This is a genomic window from Actinoalloteichus caeruleus (genome assembly GCF_049311605.1).
Classification (GTDB): domain Bacteria; phylum Actinomycetota; class Actinomycetes; order Mycobacteriales; family Pseudonocardiaceae; genus Actinoalloteichus_B; species Actinoalloteichus_B caeruleus.
Map to the genome: position 1 here is coordinate 2559740 of NZ_CP186005.1, position 17086 is coordinate 2576825.

The following is a 17086-nucleotide window of genomic DNA, read 5'->3' on the forward strand; positions in this document are numbered from 1 at the left end:
GATGGGCCGACCCCCCACCTTTTACCCACAGCGTCCTCCCCGCGCACGCGGGGCTGTTCCGAACCTGATCGGTCCCGCCTGCTGGCGATCGCCGTCCTCCCCGCGCACGCGGGGCTGTTCCCTGGACTACCTCGGTGACCTGGACCCGGACGACGTCCTCCCCGCGCACGCGGGGCTGTTCCCTGGACTACCTCGGTGACCTGGACCCGGACGACGTCCTCCCCGCGCACGCGGGGCTGTTCCGTAGCCACCGGCAGTGCTGGTGCCCATGCTGTCGCCCTCCTTGCGCACGCGGGGCTGTTCCCGCGGCGGTCCTGTCGAAGTACCGCCTCATCGAGTCCTCCCCGCGCACGCGGGGCTGTTCCGGTCCTCGCGCTGGACATACCGTTGGGGACGCTGCCCTCCTCCGCCCAGGAGCTTGCCCGGTCGGGCTCGTCCATGAGCTGGACCCTCGGTGGGTCGAGTGTCGGATGTGGAGCTGACGGGCAACGCAGGGCGCACAGCACTGGAGCCGGCCAGCTGGTCCACGGACGCGGGGACGCGGCTGCTCGTCACCGAGGTGCGGCCAGCCCCCACACGGACCGCTGCCGAACTGCGGCGATCGATCACTCGCTGCTGTGAGGTCCCGGAGTTGGCTAGCCCCGAAGTGGGAAGCCGGGAAAGCGCCTGCGGGGTAACTGGCCGTCTCGGAACGGTTGTCGCGGCAATTCTCCGTCGGGGGCTCCCGTCGTTGTTGGCTCACTGGCCAATCTCCGCAGTCCTCGTTTCCTGTCGGTGCTCGGTGCTAGGAAACCGCTCGGGTCGTGGGGTTCCGGGCGGTTACCCGGAACCTAACTTTCCCAGTCGTGCGCTGGTGATTTTCCATCGAGGCAGGGGTGTCCGTCGTTGCTGGCCAAGGTGTCACCTGGCCTGGATCTCAGGGTGTCGAGTGGTCGATATTCGGCCGAACGGGTGAGGTTCCTGGTTTTCCGGAACGACGTCACGGGTTTTCGGTATTAGTTCAGTGCTGACCTGACTGGAGGGTGTGGTTGTCCCCGATCGAAGTAGCCTGGACGGCTGTCTGGGCGAAGTCTGAGCGTGACCCAAGCGGGGAGCTCACGCATTGGCTTCCCTTGCACCAACACCTCGCCGATTCCGCTGGGGTGGCTCGGCTGCTCGTTCGTGAGTGGCTGTCACCGGCTGTAGTGGACCGGCTCGCCGCCGAGTTCCCTGGTGGCCGTGAGGACGTCGAGACCCTCACCGTGTGGCTCGCCTCCGTCCACGACCTCCTGAAGTGCAGCCCGGCCTTCGCCTGCCAGGTTCCCGAGCTGGCGAACCACATGGCGAGTCGGGGACTGACCGTACGGCGTGGCATCAAGGCGGACCCCGAGCGGCCTAGAGCCAACCACGCCGTCGCCGGCCAGCGGGTGGTGCGGGAGTGGCTTGAGGAGGAGCTCGGCTTCGACTTCCTGGGCGCGGCGCACGAACTGGCCTCGGTCGTCGGGAGCCACCACGGCCTCCCGCCGGACGACACGGCGCTGCACCGCCTGGACGGGCTGGAATACCTCCTCGGTGATCGCCGGTGGCAGGAGGTGCGTGACCACATCCTCGGGTGGTCGCTGGACCACCTGGGTGGGCCGCAAGCACTGGTCCACTTCCGTGGTGTCCGGTTCAGCCGGCCCGCGCTCGCCCTGCTGACCGCCCTGGTCATCGTCGCCGACTGGATCGCCTCCAACTCCGAACTCTTCCCGCTCTACCCCGTCGGTGCGCTTGACCGGGCGCCGGGGCCTGACGACACGGTGACGGAACGCCGGGTGGCGGAGGCGTGGTCGAAGCTGAACCTGTCGCCCCGGTGGCGGGCCGTTCCGTTCGACGGGGATGTCGCGGGGCTCCTGCGGCGCCGGTTCGAGCGTGACCGCCCCCGCGACGTCCAGATCGCCGCCGTCCGCGCGGCGGTGGAGCAACCCGGGCCAGGGCTCCTCATCATCGAGGCACCGATGGGTTCGGGGAAGACCGAGGCCGCGCTGCTGGTGGCGGAGGTGATGGCGCACCGGGCCGGCGCCGACGGCGTCATCGTGGCGCTGCCGACCCAGGCGACCACCGACGCGATGTTCGGCCGGGTCCACACCTGGTTGCACAGGCTCGACGGCATCCCCGACAGGGCGTCGGTGAGCCTGGCCCACGGCAAGGCGCACCTGAACGACACCTACTCGGGGCTCGTCCGACGCGGCCGGTTCGCCTCGATGGGGGACGACGTGGAGCGGCGCGGATCGTCCCGGCGCTCGCAGGACGACTGCGAGGACCCCGTGGTCGCGCACTGGTGGCTGAGCGGGCGCAAGAAGTCCGGGCTCGCGCCGTTCGTCGTCGGCACCATCGACCAGCTGCTCTTCGCCGCCCTCAAAAGCCGGCACGTCATGCTGCGGCACCTCTCCCTCGCGGGCAAGGTCGTCGTCGTCGACGAGGTGCACGCCTACGACGTGTACATGTCCCAGTACCTCCACCGCGTCCTCGAATGGTTAGGGGCGTACCGGGTCCCGGTCGTGCTGCTCTCCGCCACGCTGCCCGACCACCGCCGCGCGGAACTGCTCCACGCCTACGACACCGGTCGAGGTGGCGACGCCTCCTGCGTTCCCGCCGGGCACCCCGGCTACCCCGTGGTGTCGGTGAGCGGTGGTCCACCTCCGACGGTGCTGCCGTTACCCCCGGAGCGGACCCGGGTCGCCCTCGACAGGCTGGACGACGGCCAGGACACCCTTGTCACCTACCTGCGCGCGAAACTGGCCGACGGTGGCTGCGCGGTCGTCGTGCACAACACCGTCGGTCGAGTGCAGGAGACGGCCCGGCGGCTCAGCGAGGAGTTCGGCGAGGACGCCGTCACCATCGCGCACTCCCGGTTCCTGGCCTGCGACCGGGCGGAGATCGACCGGGGGCTCCTGCGGCGCTTCGGACCACCAGAGTCCGCCCCCGACCGTCCACCGCTGCACATCGTGGTCGCCTCCCAGGTCGTCGAGCAGTCGCTGGACGTCGACTTCGACCTGATGGTCACCGACCTGGCGCCAGTGGACCTGCTGCTCCAGCGGATGGGACGCCTTCACCGCCACACCCGGTCCCGCCCGACGGCGGTCAGCAGCCCCCGTTGTGCCATCGTGGGAGTGGAGGACTGGGCGGCCGAGCCAGCACGGGCACACCCGGGCTCGCGGCGCGTGTACGGGGAACACCTTTTGCTGCGGGCCGCCGCCCTCATGATCGACCGCGACGAGATCGCCCTACCCCACGACATCGCGCCGCTCGTGCAGGCCGGGTACGGCGACACCACCCTCGGCCCCAACTCCTGGCAACCGGCGATGACCGCCGCCGCCCAGGCCGCCGAGGAGACGGCCAACCGGCGCGCCGCGAACGCGAAGAACTATCGGCTGGGCGCGCCGTCCGAGACCGGTGCCCTCACCGGCTGGCTGAAGGCCGGAGTCGGTGATGCCTCGGAGGACACCGCACGCGGAGCCGCACAGGTCCGGGACGGTGCCGCCTCGCTCGAAGTCCTCGTCGTCGAACGGGACGCTGGCGGTGGGCTGCGCACCCTGCCCTGGGTCCCGGGAGGGGGGAAACAGCTGCCGTTGGACTCGAAGGTCCCGTGGGACCAGGCCCGGGTCGTCGCGGCGTGTTCCCTGCGGCTGCCGCTCGCCCTCAGCACCCCTGACGTGATCGACGAGGTCATCGACGAACTGGAGGACAACTGGTTCGCCAGCTTCCAGGCCAATCCCCTGCTGAGCGGGCAACTCGTCCTGACGCTCGATGCCGAACGACGAACCCGACTGCACGACCACATCCTCACCTACGACCGGCGACGAGGACTGATGCATGAGCCTGCCTGACCCCTACGACCTCGTGGAGCGGCCCTGGCTGCTCGTGCGTGACCTCGACGGCGAGGTGACGGAGAAGTCCTTGCTCGACACCCTCACCCAGTCCGAGACTCTCGCTGGCCTGGTCGGGGACATCCCGACCCAGCAGTTCGCCCACCTCCGCCTCCTGCTCGCGGTGTGCCATCGGGCCTTCGGTCGGGGCCTGGACGACGACGGCTGGAAGCGGTTGTGGGACGAGGGCGTCCCGCAGGACCAGATCAAGGACTACCTGGAGCGGCACCGTTCCCGCTTCGACCTCTTCCACCCCGTGGAACCGTTCATGCAGGTGGCGACACTTCGCACCGCCAAGGACGAGGTGTTCGAACTCAACAGGATCGTCGCCGACGTCCCCAACGGACACCCCTTCTTCAGTACGAGGCTCGAGCGGGACCTCACGCTCTCCCCGGCGGAGGCCGCGCGCTGGTTGGTCCACTGCCACGCCTTCGACCCGTCCGGCATCAAGTCCGGCGCCGTCGGCGACAGCCGGGTCAAGAACGGTAAGGGCTACCCGATCGGCACCGGGTGGAGCGGACGACTCGGGGGAGTGGCCCCGGAAGGGGACACCCTCTGGCGCACCCTGCTGCTCAACCTGGTGCTCCCCACCCGGGAGAACGACCTACCAGCCTGGGAGCACGGCCAGCGCGGCCCACTCGGGAAGGAGCGGGAGCCCACCGGCCCCGTCGACCTCTACACGTGGCAGAGCCGGCGCATCCGCCTGGTCGGAACCGGGGACCGCGTGACCAAGGTCCTCGTCTGCAACGGTGATCCACTCGGGCCGCAGAACCAGCACCGGCACGAGACGCACACGTCGTGGCGGCGCAGCGAGACCCAGGAGAAGAAGCTCAAGTCCAGCACCCCGGTGTACATGCCCTTGGAGCACAGCCCGGAACGGGTGATCTGGCGCGGGCTGACCGCGATGCTGCCGCAGACGGTCACCAGCAATCAGCGGTCGGAGGCCTCCGACCGCCTGGCCCCCGGCGTGCTCGACCAGATAGCCAGACTGACGAGTGACCGACGGCTGCCCCGCGATTATCCGCTTCGCCTGCACACCACCGGTATGACCTATGGCAGCCAGAGCTCCACGACGGCCGAGATCGTCGACGACGCCATCTCACTGCACGCGGCGCTGCTCGACCGAGAACTGGCCCACCTGAAGGAGGTCGTGCTCGGCTGCGTCCGCGACGCGGAGAAGGCCGCCTACGCCGTGGGCGACCTCGCGCTGAACCTCGCGAAGGCCTGCGGTTCCCGCGAGGAGCCCAACGTCAACAACCGACTGGGGCCGAAGGATTCCGCCCTCGAACTCGCCTACGCCGCGCTGGACCCGGCGTTCCGCCGCTGGCTCGCCGCTCGACTCCCCGGGGATGACCCGATTGATGTCAAGGAGCAGTGGCACGTCGCGGCCCGAGCGGAGATGCGGGCGGTGGGCAGCCGCCTCATCGCCGAGGCACCCCCCGCAGGGTGGACCGGCCGGCTCGTCAAGGGCAAGTGGATGACCATCCCGGTCGCCGAACGCTGGTTCACCTTCGCGTTGCACCGAGCACTGCCCATGGCATCCCCCGCGCAACCGCCCGAGAAGGACGAAGAATGACAGGAAACCACAGTGATCCCACCCCGCTGCGGAAGTGGGTGAACGAGCAGTCGGGTCGGCTCCAACAGGAGTACATCAAGGACAGGTCACACGCTGTCGCCGGTCTGGCGAGACTGCGCCGTGCCGTGGACACACCGCCAGGCGTGATGCCCGACATCCTGGACCTCACCTACGCCCCCTTCATGACGCAGGGCTGGCACAGTGACCAACCCAGCGCGCGGGAAACCGCAGCCCACCACGCGATGACGCTCTTCGCGGTGCACCAGCAATCGCTGCGCAAACACGCGTGCGTACCCGGTTGGGGGGTCGGCCGGGCGGCGCGGGCCCTGCACCCCCAGGCGGAGATCTCGCCCACCGACCCGGCGGCCCGCAGGTTCGCGACGCTCGTCACCAGCACCGACCTCGACGAACTCCTCATCCACCTGCGGGGCCTGGTCAAGCTGCTGAGAGGGGCCGAGATCCCCCTCGACTACGGCCTGCTCGCCGACCAGCTGTTCCGCTGGCAACGCTTCGAGGACGCCCCCGAACGCATCCGGCGGGACTGGGGTCGTCAGTTCCACCGGGCGCCCAACACCGAATCCGACACCACTCCGCCGAGCGACAACGAGAAGACAGAGGACGCTTCGTGAGCCGCACCATCATCGACCTGCACGTCATCCAGACCGTTCCGCCGAGCAACATCAACCGCGACGACACCGGAACCCCGAAGACCGCCATGTACGGGGGTGTCCGGCGCGCCCGGGTGTCCAGCCAGGCGTGGAAGCGCGCCACCCGGGTCGCCTTCGAGGCCCTGCTCGACAAGGAGAACCTGGGGGTCCGCACCAAGCGGATCGTCGAACTGGTCGCACAGACCATCGGCGAACGCTCCCCCGAACACGCCGACCGCGCCCAGGAACTCGCCAAGTCCGTGCTGGAGGCCGCCGGTTTCAAGCTGAAGGCACCGCGGAAGGCCCCGGAGGGTACCCCGGACGAGGCCGAGTTCCTGGTCTTCCTCTCCCGCGCGCAGATCACCAACCTCGCCGACCTCGCGGTGGAGGCGGCGCGGGAGGCCGGCGACGGTAAAACCAAGATCGACAAGTCCGAGGCCAAGGCCCGCGCCGACCGGTCCCACTCCGTGGATGTGGCCCTGTTCGGCAGGATGGTCGCGAACCTCCCCGATCTCAACGTCGAGGCCGCCACCCAGGTCGCGCACGCCCTCAGCGTCCACGGGGTCACCAACGAGTACGACTACTACACAGCCGTCGACGACCACAAGAAGGCGGTCGAAGAGGAGGACGCCGGGGCCGGCATGATCGGCACCATCGAGTTCAACTCCTCCACGCTGTACCGCTACGCGACGATCGACGTGGACCAGCTCCAGGAGAACCTGGGGGACGTCGAGGCCACCCGCCGGGCGGTCGAGGCGTTCGTCCGTGCCTTCGTCTCCAGCATGCCCACCGGCAAGCAGAACACCTTCGCCAACCGCACCCTGCCCGACGCCGTGCTCGTCGTCGCCCGCGAGACGCAGCCCATCAACCTCGTCGGTGCTTTCGAGGAGGCGGTGACCGCCCGGGAGCAGGGCGGGCGGATCAGCGGCTCGATCCGTCGCATCGCCACCCACGCCACCGAAATCCACGCGGCCTTCGACGAGACACCCCTGCGGGCGTGGAGCTTCGGCGTCGGTGAGCGCGTCGAGCCGTTGGCCGAGATCGGTAAGCGGGTCAGCCTCGACGTCGCAGTGAAGGGGGCCGGGCAGCTGGTCGCCGAGCGGCTCGCCCCGTGACCGCCCTCGTCCTGCGGTTCGCCGCACCGCTCCAGTCCTGGGGGACCAGCAGCCGGTTCACCCGCCGCAACACCGACCTCGCACCCAGCCGCAGCGGGGTCATCGGACTGCTGGCCTCCGCCTGCGGGGTCCGCCGCGCCGACGACCTCGGAGCGTTCACCCACCTCAGGGTGGGGGTCAGGGTCGATCAGGAAGGCCAACTGGAACGCGACTTCCAGACTGCCCGCAGCCCAGACGGGTCACAGACCATGCCGCTGTCCACCCGCTTCTACCTGGCCGACGCGGTGTTCTGCGTCGCCGTGGAGGGTGACGCGGAACTGCTGGACAGGGTGCGTGCCGCGCTGCGCAGGCCGGCCGCACCCCTGTTCCTGGGCCGCCGCTCCTGCCCGCCCGCCGGCCGTCTCGTGGAGGCCGTCATCGACGGCGACATCAGGACGGCGCTGGCCACCGTTCCGTGGCTCGCCTCCCCGGCCGTCCGAAGGAAGCGCGCCCACGACCGGGAGGTGACGGTGGACGTCGTCCTCGACTGCCCACCCGACACACCCGGGAGCGACGTCGTGCGGGATGTCCCGATCAGCTTCGACCCCCGGCACCGCCAGTACTCCTGGCGCAGCGTCCACCGGGACACGGTCACCATCCCGAACCCCGACCACCGTCCACCACCGGACGAACACCCACACGACCCCATGGAACTGCTCGGGAGCCCGTCCTGATGCACCTCACCCGTTTCGAGTTGAACCCTGCACGGCGGGCCACGCGTCACCTGTTGGCATCACCGCACCGCCTGCACGGTGCCGTGATGAAAGCCTTTCCCGCCGCGCACCGCGAGCCGACCGAGGACGGCAGGGTCCTCTGGCGTCTCGACCAGACCCCGAACCAGACCCTGCTGTACATCGTCAGCCCGCACCGGCCCGACCTCACCCACCTGGTGGAGGAGACCGGGTGGCCCGCCACCAGCACCTGGGACACCCGTCCCTACGGCCCACTTCTCGACCAGCTCGCCGCAGGCCAGGAATGGGCCTTCCGCCTCACCGCGAACCCGACCCGGAGCGTTCGCAGGACGTCGGATGTGGACACGAAACGCTACGGGCACCTCACCGTGACGCAGCAGACCGATTGGTTGCTGGGACGAGTCGAACGACTGGGTTTCAGCATCCCGCCAGCCGTGGAGAACGAGCCCGACGTGACGGTGCGGGGCCGGGACCGTCGCAGGTTCGCCCGCCAGGGAACCACGGTCACCCTCACCCTCGCCACCTACGAGGGCAGGTTGCGGGTCGCCGACCCCGGCGTGTTCCGCCGGACGCTGACCCACGGTGTCGGGTCCGCCAAGGGCTACGGGTGCGGTCTGCTCACCCTGGCCCGGGTCAGGCCGACGTGACGGAAATCCCCGGGGCGAGGCCGGTCCCCATCTCGCACCTGGTGCGAGCCACGGACCGGCTCACCTTCGTCTACCTCGAACACTGCGTCGTCCACCGCGACGCCAACGCCATCACCTCCCGCGACGAGCGTGGGACCTTCCACATCCCGGCGGCGACCCTGAGCGTCCTCATGCTCGGTCCCGGCACCACGATCAGCCACCACGCGGTGAACCTGCTCGCGGAGAGCGGATCACCAGTGGTGTGGGTGGGGGAGCACGGCGTGCGCTACTACGCGCACGGCCGGACGTTGACGGATTCCTCCCGGCTCCTCGAACGGCAGGCGGCGCTGGTCAGCAATCGCACGTCACGGCTGTCGGTCGCGCGCCGGATGTACGGGATGCGGTTTCCCGGAGAGGACGTCAGCGCCTCGACCATGCAGCAGTTGCGAGGACGGGAGGGGGCACGGGTCCGTCGCCTGTACCGCGAGTACGCCGCCCGCACCGGCATCGACTGGGACGGGAGGGAGTACGACCCGCACGACTTCGCGGGCGGGAGTCCGATCAACCAGGCGCTCTCCGCCGCGCACACCAGCCTCTACGGGGTGGTCCATGCGGTCATCGTGTCGCTGGGACTGGCTCCTGGACTCGGTTTCGTCCACAGCGGTAACCGGCGGTCGTTCGTCTACGACATCGCCGACCTCTACAAGGCGGAGGTCACGATCCCCGTCGCCTTCGAGGTGGCGGCCACCGACCCCGATGACATCGGCGCGGTGACCCGTCGATCGGTGCGGGACCGCTTGAAGGACGGCCAGTTGCTCCGGACCTGTGTCCGCGACATCGTCACCCTGCTGCACGACCCGGCGGACGGACAGCTCGGGGACGCCACTGACCTCCAACTCCCCGACGTGGTCATGTTGTGGAACGAGGACGGGCCGGACGTGCGGGCCGGGGTCTCCTACGGGCAGGACGACGAGTACGACGACGGCATCGACCAGGTCGGGAGACGTCGTGACCGTGGTCGTGGTGACAGCCTGCCCGGTGGGCTTGCGCGGCCACCTCACTCGCTGGTTGCTGGAGATCTCCCCCGGTGTCTTCGTCGGCGGCATCACGGCTCGGGTGCGCACACTGTTGTGGGGACGCGTCCAGGAGATGGTGAAGACCGGCCGAGCGATCATGGTCTACAACACGGACACCGAGCAGGGGTTGGCCTTCGAGGTGCACGGCCACGAGTGGACACCGGTGGATCACGAGGGGGTCCAACTCATGCTGAGGCCCGCGCAGCGGAAGCGCTCCGCGCCGAAGCAGCGCGCGGGCTGGAGCACCGCCAGCAGGAGGAGGCGGTACGGCCGTGGCCAGAAAAGTGAATGAAAACCCCGGGAGTGCTCCTAACATCGCAGGTCAGGAAGTGTCCTCCCCGCGCACGCGGGGCTGTTCCGATGACAGAGGTCAGGCCCTGCCGCAAGGAGACGTCCTCCCCGCGCACGCGGGGCTGCTCCCCCGGCTGTCTGGCACCTAATGGAGTGGGAACGGTCCTCCCCGCGCACGCGGGGCTGTTCCGTCTGGGGCCTCACCTCGCAGGGCCGGATGTGCAGTCCTCCCCGCGCATGTGGGGCTGTTCCCCACCGCCAACTCCGCCCGTTCGCCGGTCCCGGTCCTCTAGGGGCCTCGTTGGGTGGGTTTGGTTCCCGGGGGTGCTGTCGCCGGTGGTGGCCGGCGGTGGTGCCGTTCGCGCTGGCGTAAGCCGGCCTGACCGGACGTCATCCGTTCCGGGGTCATGGGGGATGGGTAGCGACATGCCCGGAACCACTGCTCTCGAAAAACAAGTGCGGAGTTGTATGGTGCCAGCATGCGGACGTACGGGGACGCGTGCGGGATCACCCGGGCGCTGGACGCGGTGGGGGAGCGGTGGGCGCTCCCGGTCGTGCGGGAGTTGGTGTTCGGGCCACGGCGGTACTCGGATCTCGCCGCCGCGCTGCCCGGCGTGAGCACGAACATCCTGGGCACCCGGCTACGGGAGCTGGCCGAGGTCGGGGTGGTGGTCCGGCGGCGCCTCCCGCCACCCACGCCGGTCGCGGTCTACGAACTCACTGCCTGGGGGCGCGCGCTCGAGCCGGTGCTGATCGCCCTCGGGCGGTGGGCCGCGCACACTCCGGTGGACCTCGCCGCCCAGGTCCTCAGTCCTTCCTCCTTCGCGTTGGCGCTGCGCACCACCTTCGACGCGTCCCTGGCCGGCGAACGCGCGGTCGCGGTGCGGCTGGAGATGGGCGAGGACGTGTTCGACACGCAGATCGAGGAGGGCGTGTTCCAGATCGCCCGGGCTACCCCCGCGTCGCGTCCGCCCGCCGCGCGCGTGGCGGCCACGCCGGTCGTCCTGTCGGACCTGACGTTCGGCTCCCTTGCGGTCGAGGACGCCGAGCGCCGGCAGCTCGCCGTGGTCAGCGGTCCGCACGCGGACGTCAAGTCCCTGTTGTCCTGTTTCGTTCTCCCCGATCCACCCACTGAGGAAGGACATTCGTGAGCAAGGTCGTCGTGGACATCTCCATGTCGTTGGACGGTTTCGTCACCGGCCCGAACGCCGGTCCGGACCAGGGCCTGGGGGAGGGCGGTGAGCCGATCCATCGCTGGGTCATGCCGGAGGAACCCTCGCCGGAGGACTCCGCGCTGTTGGATGCCGCGTTCAGGGCGACCGGGGCCGTCGTGATGGGTCGGCGGACGTTCGACGTGATCGACGGTGCCGCCGGCTGGAAGGACGACCTCGGCTACGGCTACGAGCAGGACCAGTCCCAGGCTCCCCCAAACTTCGTGGTGACCCACGAGCCCCCGGCGAACCCGCGCCACCAGACCGGTTTCACCTTCGTGACCGAGGGCGTGGCAGCGGCCGTCGCGGCCGCCCGGGAGGTCGCCGGCGACCGGGAGACCGTGATCATGGGTGGCGGGGACGTCTGCGCTCAGGCGCTCGCGCTCAACCTCGTCGACGAGCTCCGCATCCACCTGTCCCCGGTGTTGATGGGCTCGGGCACGCCACTCTTCGCCCACATCGACCAGCGCGTCCTGCTGTCGCAGTCGGCGGTCACGGTGACGCCGAACGCCACCCACCTGACCTACCAGCTGCCTCGGGACGAGCGCGGGGCCTGACCCGCCGGCCAAGCTCCGCCTCCTTCGGGAGCCCAGCGTGCCACCACCGGGTAGCACGGTGAGCCGACCGGGGCGGGGGTTCGGCCCCGCCCCGGCGCGGTAGGTCGCCCAGCGGGTCGGCTCAGGAGTGGTCGGGGAAGACCCAGCGGGTGGAGCGGGCCCCGTGGTCCTCGTCGGTGCCGAAGGCGTAGGCCCGGCGGGGCGTGATCCGGTAGACCTCGTACGGCGGCTGGCCGGCGGTCGGCGCCCCCTCCTCGCCACCGAGCGCGTCCCCCAGGACGCTCGGGGACCAGCCGTACTTGGTGGCGTAGGCGGTGGCGACCGCGTGCAGCGTGGCCCGGTCGGTGACGCGGCTCGTCGTGCCCTCGACGACGGTGTCCGCGATGTCGGTCTGACAGGCCAGCGTGGTCGTCGGGTTCGTGTCGAGGGGGCGGCTCTTACGGGTGGCGGGGCTGGTCGAGACGTGCGGCGCGCCGTCGACCCACACGGACAGCACCGGGCGCAGGGTGGGGTGGTCGCCGCTGGCCGTGCTCCACCAGTAGGTGCTGGCAGTGGCGAACCTGTCGCGCGCCTCCTCCCAGGGGATCGGTGTGGAGCCGGGTGGCGCGTCCCGCCCGATGAGGGTGGCGCGTGCTGGGGTTGTCACGGTGTCTCCTCCCGTGCCGGTGCTCCGGGGCCGTCGAGCACGTCGACGTCGGCAGCGGTCATTGGCTGGTCGCAGTGGGAACAGTGCAGCGTCACGTTGCTCGCCTCGCCACAGCTCCGGTGTCGGAACAGCGCGGGAGGGCCGTCCTCGCCGGCCAACCACCGGTCGCCCCACCCGGCCAGCACGAGGAGCGCGTCGCAGAGTTCGGCGCCCCGAGGGGTGAGCACGTACTCGTGGCGCGTGGGCCTGTTCGTGTACGGGTGGCGGTCGAGGACCTGCTGGTCGACGAGCCAGGCGAGGCGTTCGGCGAGCACCTTGCGTGAGATGCCCAAGGACGCCTGGAGGTCGTCGAACCGTCGTACGCCGACGTAGATGTCGCGCAGGATCAGTGGCGACCACGGCTCACCGATGACGTTCCAGGTCCGTGCGATCGAGCAGGGCATGTCGCCGAAACGGGTCCGCTGCATGCGCCCATCATACCCAGCTAAGTTCCTTGAGGGAACTCTGTGGTCTAGAGTGCGACGGCATGGAAACGGACATTCCCGCCGATGATGCCGCCGACCTCGTCTCGTGGGAGGAGGGCGGCGGACCTCCCTCGCGGACCGAACCCCTGTTCGGCCCCTCTGATGCCAGCCCGTTCGACGCCCAGGCGCCGCTGACGCCCTGGTCCGAGGCGGAGCGGCGGCTGGCGGCGGCCTCCACGGTGTGGTTGGCGACCACCCGGCCCGACGGTCGGCCGCACGCCGTGCCCGTCTTCGCGGTCTGGGTCGACGGCGCCCTGTTCGTCACGCTCCGGCCGGGCTCCCGGAAGGGGAGGAACCTCGCAGTGAACCCCCAGGTCAGTGTGATCGTCAGCTCTGACGAGCTGGAGCTGGTGCTGGAGGGGCGGGCGGAGCGGGTTCGGGAGGTCAGGGGGCTTCGTCGGGTCGGCGACGCGCTGGCCGGGAGGTTCGGGTGGCGGCTCGCCGTCGCTGACGACGGGGGCGTGACCGACCCCGACCTGCTCGGCGAACCCGAGTACGGGATCTACGGCGTGGTGCCCCGGGTGTCGTTCGGGTTCGCCGAGGTCTCGGCCACCCGCTGGTCGTGGTAGGTGCGCCCCCACGAGGGTCGCCCGTATGGCGCCGCTCGGTCACGGGCTGGGACGAAGGGGGAGGTGGGCATAGTTCAGGTTTTACTTATATAACTCGCTGCCGTAATGTGTGCGCGGGTCCTGGAGCCAGGTGATGAGCCGGCGTCCGCCGCCGCTCATCGTCCTGCTGAGAGCGACGCGGTTGGGTACTCCCTGAGGGGATGGCCGAGCAGGCGGGCCAGCTGTGGGACCCGGTGGAACGCCTCGGCGACGACGAGGCCGTACCCGCGGCAGCGGGGCGGCGGACAGGGGGAGAGCGGCGATGGACCTTCTCGACCACATCAACCGGACCCACCGCGCGGTCAAGCGGGGCACCGAGATGAACTCGGTGATCCTCACCCGCGCCTACGACACCACGCTGCCCGACCTGTGGGACGCCTGCGTCAACCCCGAACGGCTGCCGCGCTGGTTCGAGCCGGTCAGCGGTGACCTGCGCGAAGGAGGCAGGTACCGCCTGGAGGGCAGGGGCATCGAGGGCACGATCGAGGTCTGCGTGCCGAGGGAGCGACTGCGGGTGACCTGGGAGGACTCCGGTGCTGGCAGTTTCGTCGAGGTGAGCCTGCGCGAGGAGGGCGACCAAGCGGTCCTCCGCGTCGAGCACGTCCAGGCCGGCGGCGACTTCTGGAACACGTTCGGCCCCAGCGCCACCGGTGTTGGCTGGGACGGTTCCGTCCTCTCCCTCGCGCTGCACCTCGCCGGCGACCCGCGTGCCACCCCCGAGGAGATGGCCAAGGTGGGAGCCAGCGAGGAAGGGGTCGAGTTCATGCGGCGCACCGCCGCCGCCTGGGCGGACGCCGACGTCGAGGCCGGGGCCGATCCCGACCACGCCCGGCAGACCTCGGATCGCACCTTCGCCTTCTACACCGGCGCCGAGCAGTAGCCGCCCAGGGCACGACCACGCCGGGGCGGGCGGACGGAGACGCTCGCTGCCCCGCTTCGGCGTGGCCTGTGCCAGCCCTGCGCCCGGCCCCGAACGTTGACGACATCGTCGCTCATCCCTCTGGTGAGGGCGCCTCTCCAGGACCTCGACGGTTCATCCAGGTCAGGAGTTCCCGCTCCCAGCAGGTGACGCAGGGTTTCCCGCCGGTGCCGTGCGGCACCCCGCGAACCTCGCCCGCGTCGAAGACCCTGCCGCACCACACCGCGACGCGGGTCGTCGTCCGGTCGCGAAGCCGGTGCAGGACGCCCAAATCCGGGTTTTCAATCCACATCGGACACCGTCCTCCTCGGGCCGGTCCGTTGCTGGCACGACGCCCGCCGCCTGGCCGGGCGGTGGGGCCCGGCACCGGCACCGCCCACGTGGGCGGAAGCGCCGACCGGCGCCCGGCTCGTTCGCCGCGTGAGGAGGGGGATGGGAAGCACCAGCCGCGAGCACCCGGAAGCCGCTGGTGGCAGGGCGGGCGGCGGCCCGCCGGTGAACCGTTCACCAGCCCGCCACTCGGCGGAGTTCGCACCACACGACCGCGCTCCCCACTGGAGACGGAACGGACCCCGGTCGTGCGCCACGGTCCCCCGCCCTCCAGGAGTGGGTACCAGCACGACGAGACCGGGGAGAAGGGGTGATGACCTGGCCGTGGGGTGAAACCTCGCGGATGGCCCCCGATCGAAGGTCCCTGGCCGAACCCAGGGCCGCACGCTCCGGAGAACGCCGGTCCGAGCCGTGGTCAACGTCCGGGAGGTCCGGCCTCCTCCAGCGGTGGTCCAGACCTCGGCCGTGAGTGGGATGTGGGCGCGGTGATCGTGCGGCGACATCGCGGGCCGACGCACGACGTGGGCGCGCCGCGATCGCAGCGGACGTCCTTCGCCGGGACCTGGCCGCCCCTGGGACCTCTCAGCGAAGTCGGTGTCCTGTCAGCCTGGTCTGGGATGCTCCGCGCATGGAGATGACGGTGCAGCTGACGATCGACTGCTCCGATCCGCCGAGAATGGTGACGTTCTGGGCCGAGGCCCTGGGCTACGTCCCCGAGCCCCCTCCTGCCGGGCACGCCACCTGGCGCGCGTACTGGGCGGCGACGGGGGTGCCCGAGTCCAGAGCTACCGGCAGGCGCCGGGGATGTCCCGGAGTCGATCGTCGACCCAACTGGACGCGGACCGAGGGTGTGGTTCCAGCAGGTTCCCGAACCGAAGGTTGGCAAGAACCGGTGGCATCTCGATCTGAAGGTCAGTGGTGGCCGTGACGTCCCACTGGAAGTCCGCGCGCAGCGGGTCAAGGCTGCCGTCGAACGGCTGGTCACAGCTGGTGCCACCCTGCTGCGGATCAAGGATGAGCCGCACATGGGGCTCTACACCGCCGCCATGCGGGACCCCGAGGGCAACGAGTTCGACGTCGTCTGAGGCCGTCGCGGCGGTGTCGCCCACAGCCACCAGCTCCCAGCCGCGAGCAACGCCGCCTAGCGAGCGATCGGTTCCTGCCTGGGCGACCCCGCCGGTCGCACGGTTTGACCTACCAACCCCAGGAGTGGGTGGGCGTGATGGTGATGCGGGCGCTGAGCGCTGCGTCGAAGGTGTGACGGGTGTAGCCAGTGGCGGGGTAGAGGTGTTCGTACTTGCCCAGGAATTCCGGGATCGAGGACGGAGGCGGGCCGTCGAGGCTCACCTCGGCCCGGCCGGAGACGACACGGACGTGCCCGGCGCTGGGGTCCGAGTGGAAGGTCATCACGACCTCCGGATTCGCGAGCAGGTGGCGCACCTTGGCGGCGTGCGGCTCACTGAAGACGACGAGTTTCTCCTCCAGGTAGACGAACCAGACGGGGCGGAGTGCTGGCCGGTTGCTGGGGGTCACGGTGCCGAGCCAGAGAACTCGGTCCTCGGCCTTCTCCGACAGGCCTTCCAGTGGCGAACCAGTAGTCATGCCACAACGCTAGGAGTTCCACATCGCTTGAGGTCAAGGTCATAGTGGTGGATGGGCGTCAGTGCTCCGTCTTCGGCAGACGGGTCCGCCCGGGGTTGGAGGCAGGGGAGAGGAGGGGGTAATGCGGACAATGACGAGTGCTCCTGCGAGGCGCGTCCGGTTCGTCGAGACGGTTCGGCGGCGCTCCGGGAACCGGAGCATCCCGTATGGTGACGGAACAAAGTGAATGAGAATCGGTGTGGGCGCTCCTAACGCCGCAGGTCAGGAAGTGTCCTCCCCGCGCACGCGGGGCTGTTCCGGGCACGGTCATGACGGAAACTCACGACACCATGTCCTCCCCGCGCACGCGGGGCTGTTCGCAGGGGTGCAGAGCCCGTCAGACCATCACGGTCGTCCTCCCCGCGCACGCGGGGCTGTTCCGTTCCTCTCGGGGTACCTGGTGGACGGATCACCCGTCCTCCCCGCGCACGCGGGGCTGTTCCCGCACCGACTCACGCTCGAACGGGTCCCGCAGGGTCCTCCCCGCGCACGCGGGGCTGTTCCGAGCCCAAGCTGGTTCGGGTCCACCACCTCGACGTCCTCCCCGCGCACTCGGGGCGGTTCCCTCGTCCACAGGGGCGGCCGGTGCGGACAGCCGGTCTCCCCGCGCATGCGGGACTGCTCGTGATGTTGGCTGCTTCCGGGGGGCTGCCGAGTTCACGCATCGGGCCCCGTCGTCGACCAGCCGCCGTTCGGGTGGG

General features: G+C 70.2%; 17 protein-coding genes, 1 pseudogene and 2 CRISPR repeat arrays (1 of these 20 only partly in view). Of the genes and pseudogenes, 14 read left to right on the forward strand and 4 right to left on the reverse strand.

What is annotated here, in order from left to right; genetic code table 11:
- Window positions 1–365: direct repeats of the CRISPR family, unit length 28 nt; unit sequence GTCCTCCCCGCGCACGCGGGGCTGTTCC; it begins 212 nt to the left of the window's first position.
- A gap of 657 nt (window positions 366–1022) precedes the next feature.
- The 10 genes and pseudogenes from cas3 to ACOJVX_RS11020 all read left to right on the forward strand — a co-directional run bounded on the left by cas3 (window position 1023) and on the right by ACOJVX_RS11020 (window position 11717).
- The gene (gene cas3 / locus ACOJVX_RS10975) at window positions 1023–3848 is read left to right on the forward strand and encodes a CRISPR-associated helicase Cas3' (RefSeq protein ID WP_422647498.1); all 2826 of its coding nucleotides are present in this window, start codon (window positions 1023–1025) and stop codon (window positions 3846–3848) included.
- The gene (gene casA / locus ACOJVX_RS10980; RefSeq protein WP_422647499.1) at window positions 3835–5463 is read left to right on the forward strand and encodes a type I-E CRISPR-associated protein Cse1/CasA; all 1629 of its coding nucleotides are present in this window, start codon (window positions 3835–3837) and stop codon (window positions 5461–5463) included. The genes cas3 and casA overlap by 14 nt, the downstream gene beginning before the upstream one ends.
- The gene (gene casB / locus ACOJVX_RS10985; protein ID WP_422647500.1) at window positions 5460–6092 is read left to right on the forward strand and encodes a type I-E CRISPR-associated protein Cse2/CasB; all 633 of its coding nucleotides are present in this window, start codon (window positions 5460–5462) and stop codon (window positions 6090–6092) included. The genes casA and casB overlap by 4 nt, the downstream gene beginning before the upstream one ends.
- Window positions 6089–7225 carry a type I-E CRISPR-associated protein Cas7/Cse4/CasC gene (gene cas7e / locus ACOJVX_RS10990; RefSeq protein WP_418153484.1) on the forward strand — a complete coding sequence of 379 codons (1137 nt, stop codon included), beginning with the start codon at window positions 6089–6091 and terminating at the stop codon, window positions 7223–7225. The genes casB and cas7e overlap by 4 nt, the downstream gene beginning before the upstream one ends.
- On the forward strand, window positions 7222–7938 hold the full coding sequence (gene cas5e, locus ACOJVX_RS10995) for a type I-E CRISPR-associated protein Cas5/CasD (RefSeq protein WP_418153483.1): 717 nt from the start codon (window positions 7222–7224) through the stop codon (window positions 7936–7938). The genes cas7e and cas5e overlap by 4 nt, the downstream gene beginning before the upstream one ends.
- Entirely contained in the window at window positions 7938–8603 is a 666-nt protein-coding gene (gene cas6e, locus ACOJVX_RS11000; RefSeq protein WP_418153482.1) for a type I-E CRISPR-associated protein Cas6/Cse3/CasE, read from the forward strand. Before cas5e ends, cas6e begins: the two co-directional genes overlap by 1 nt.
- 41 nt (window positions 8604–8644) lie before the next feature.
- Window positions 8645–9424, forward strand: a pseudogene (gene cas1e, locus ACOJVX_RS11005) (type I-E CRISPR-associated endonuclease Cas1e); the annotation flags it as partial.
- Window positions 9425–9620: 196 nt separating this feature from the next.
- The gene (cas2e, locus tag ACOJVX_RS11010) at window positions 9621–9950 is read left to right on the forward strand and encodes a type I-E CRISPR-associated endoribonuclease Cas2e (protein ID WP_422647576.1); all 330 of its coding nucleotides are present in this window, start codon (window positions 9621–9623) and stop codon (window positions 9948–9950) included.
- A 478-nt stretch (window positions 9951–10428) separates the two neighbouring features.
- The gene (locus tag ACOJVX_RS11015) at window positions 10429–11100 is read left to right on the forward strand and encodes a winged helix-turn-helix transcriptional regulator (RefSeq protein ID WP_026420161.1); all 672 of its coding nucleotides are present in this window, start codon (window positions 10429–10431) and stop codon (window positions 11098–11100) included.
- A complete protein-coding gene (locus tag ACOJVX_RS11020) occupies window positions 11097–11717 on the forward strand; it encodes a dihydrofolate reductase family protein (protein WP_418153481.1) in 621 nt (206 codons plus the stop codon). The genes ACOJVX_RS11015 and ACOJVX_RS11020 overlap by 4 nt, the downstream gene beginning before the upstream one ends.
- Before the next feature lie 121 nt (window positions 11718–11838).
- On the opposite strand, the gene ACOJVX_RS11025 is transcribed toward ACOJVX_RS11020, so the two are convergent.
- Together ACOJVX_RS11025 and ACOJVX_RS11030 are read right to left on the reverse strand one after the other, a co-directional pair.
- Window positions 11839–12363 (reverse strand): hypothetical protein, encoded by a 525-nt coding sequence (locus ACOJVX_RS11025; protein WP_051712853.1) that lies wholly within the window; start codon window positions 12361–12363, stop codon window positions 11839–11841.
- On the reverse strand, window positions 12360–12830 hold the full coding sequence (locus ACOJVX_RS11030) for a winged helix-turn-helix transcriptional regulator (RefSeq protein WP_026420163.1): 471 nt from the start codon (window positions 12828–12830) through the stop codon (window positions 12360–12362). Before ACOJVX_RS11030 ends, ACOJVX_RS11025 begins: the two co-directional genes overlap by 4 nt.
- A gap of 59 nt (window positions 12831–12889) precedes the next feature.
- Between ACOJVX_RS11030 and ACOJVX_RS11035 the strand changes: the two genes are divergently transcribed.
- Entirely contained in the window at window positions 12890–13456 is a 567-nt protein-coding gene (locus ACOJVX_RS11035) for a pyridoxamine 5'-phosphate oxidase family protein (RefSeq protein WP_422647501.1), read from the forward strand.
- A 301-nt stretch (window positions 13457–13757) separates the two neighbouring features.
- Window positions 13758–14375 carry an SRPBCC domain-containing protein gene (locus tag ACOJVX_RS11040; protein WP_026420165.1) on the forward strand — a complete coding sequence of 206 codons (618 nt, stop codon included), beginning with the start codon at window positions 13758–13760 and terminating at the stop codon, window positions 14373–14375.
- 112 nt (window positions 14376–14487) lie between these two features.
- Here the strand turns inward: ACOJVX_RS11040 and ACOJVX_RS11045 are convergent, their stop codons facing one another.
- Window positions 14488–14706: a hypothetical protein gene (locus ACOJVX_RS11045; protein ID WP_155886242.1), complete on the reverse strand. Its 219-nt coding sequence runs from the start codon at window positions 14704–14706 to the stop codon at window positions 14488–14490.
- A 714-nt stretch (window positions 14707–15420) separates the two neighbouring features.
- On the opposite strand from ACOJVX_RS11045, the gene ACOJVX_RS11050 reads away from it, so the two are divergent.
- Complete coding sequence (locus ACOJVX_RS11050; RefSeq protein ID WP_422647577.1) at window positions 15421–15672, forward strand: hypothetical protein; 252 nt, start codon at window positions 15421–15423, stop codon at window positions 15670–15672.
- On the forward strand, window positions 15593–15829 hold the full coding sequence (locus tag ACOJVX_RS11055) for a VOC family protein (protein WP_418153477.1): 237 nt from the start codon (window positions 15593–15595) through the stop codon (window positions 15827–15829). Before ACOJVX_RS11050 ends, ACOJVX_RS11055 begins: the two co-directional genes overlap by 80 nt.
- A 109-nt stretch (window positions 15830–15938) precedes the next feature.
- Here ACOJVX_RS11055 and ACOJVX_RS11060 read toward each other — a convergent pair whose 3' ends face one another.
- Complete coding sequence (locus tag ACOJVX_RS11060; protein ID WP_418153475.1) at window positions 15939–16346, reverse strand: pyridoxamine 5'-phosphate oxidase family protein; 408 nt, start codon at window positions 16344–16346, stop codon at window positions 15939–15941.
- Between the two features lie 270 nt (window positions 16347–16616).
- A CRISPR array of direct repeats spans window positions 16617–16950; the repeat unit is 28 nt; unit sequence GTCCTCCCCGCGCACGCGGGGCTGTTCC.
- Window positions 16951–17086: the final 136 nt, after the last annotated feature.

Coding starts and splice junctions, on each gene's coding strand:
- casA (WP_422647499.1), top strand. CDS start 3,835: ATGAGCCTGCCTGACCCCTACGACCTCGTGGAGCGGCCCTGGCTGCTC.
- casB (WP_422647500.1), top strand. CDS start 5,460: ATGACAGGAAACCACAGTGATCCCACCCCGCTGCGGAAGTGGGTGAAC.
- cas6e (WP_418153482.1), top strand. CDS start 7,938: ATGCACCTCACCCGTTTCGAGTTGAACCCTGCACGGCGGGCCACGCGT.
- ACOJVX_RS11015 (WP_026420161.1), top strand. CDS start 10,429: ATGCGGACGTACGGGGACGCGTGCGGGATCACCCGGGCGCTGGACGCG.
- ACOJVX_RS11030 (WP_026420163.1), bottom strand. CDS start 12,830: ATGCAGCGGACCCGTTTCGGCGACATGCCCTGCTCGATCGCACGGACC.
- ACOJVX_RS11035 (WP_422647501.1), top strand. CDS start 12,890: ATGGAAACGGACATTCCCGCCGATGATGCCGCCGACCTCGTCTCGTGG.
- ACOJVX_RS11040 (WP_026420165.1), top strand. CDS start 13,758: ATGGACCTTCTCGACCACATCAACCGGACCCACCGCGCGGTCAAGCGG.
- ACOJVX_RS11045 (WP_155886242.1), bottom strand. CDS start 14,706: ATGTGGATTGAAAACCCGGATTTGGGCGTCCTGCACCGGCTTCGCGAC.
- ACOJVX_RS11050 (WP_422647577.1), top strand. CDS start 15,421: ATGGTGACGTTCTGGGCCGAGGCCCTGGGCTACGTCCCCGAGCCCCCT.
- ACOJVX_RS11060 (WP_418153475.1), bottom strand. CDS start 16,346: ATGACTACTGGTTCGCCACTGGAAGGCCTGTCGGAGAAGGCCGAGGAC.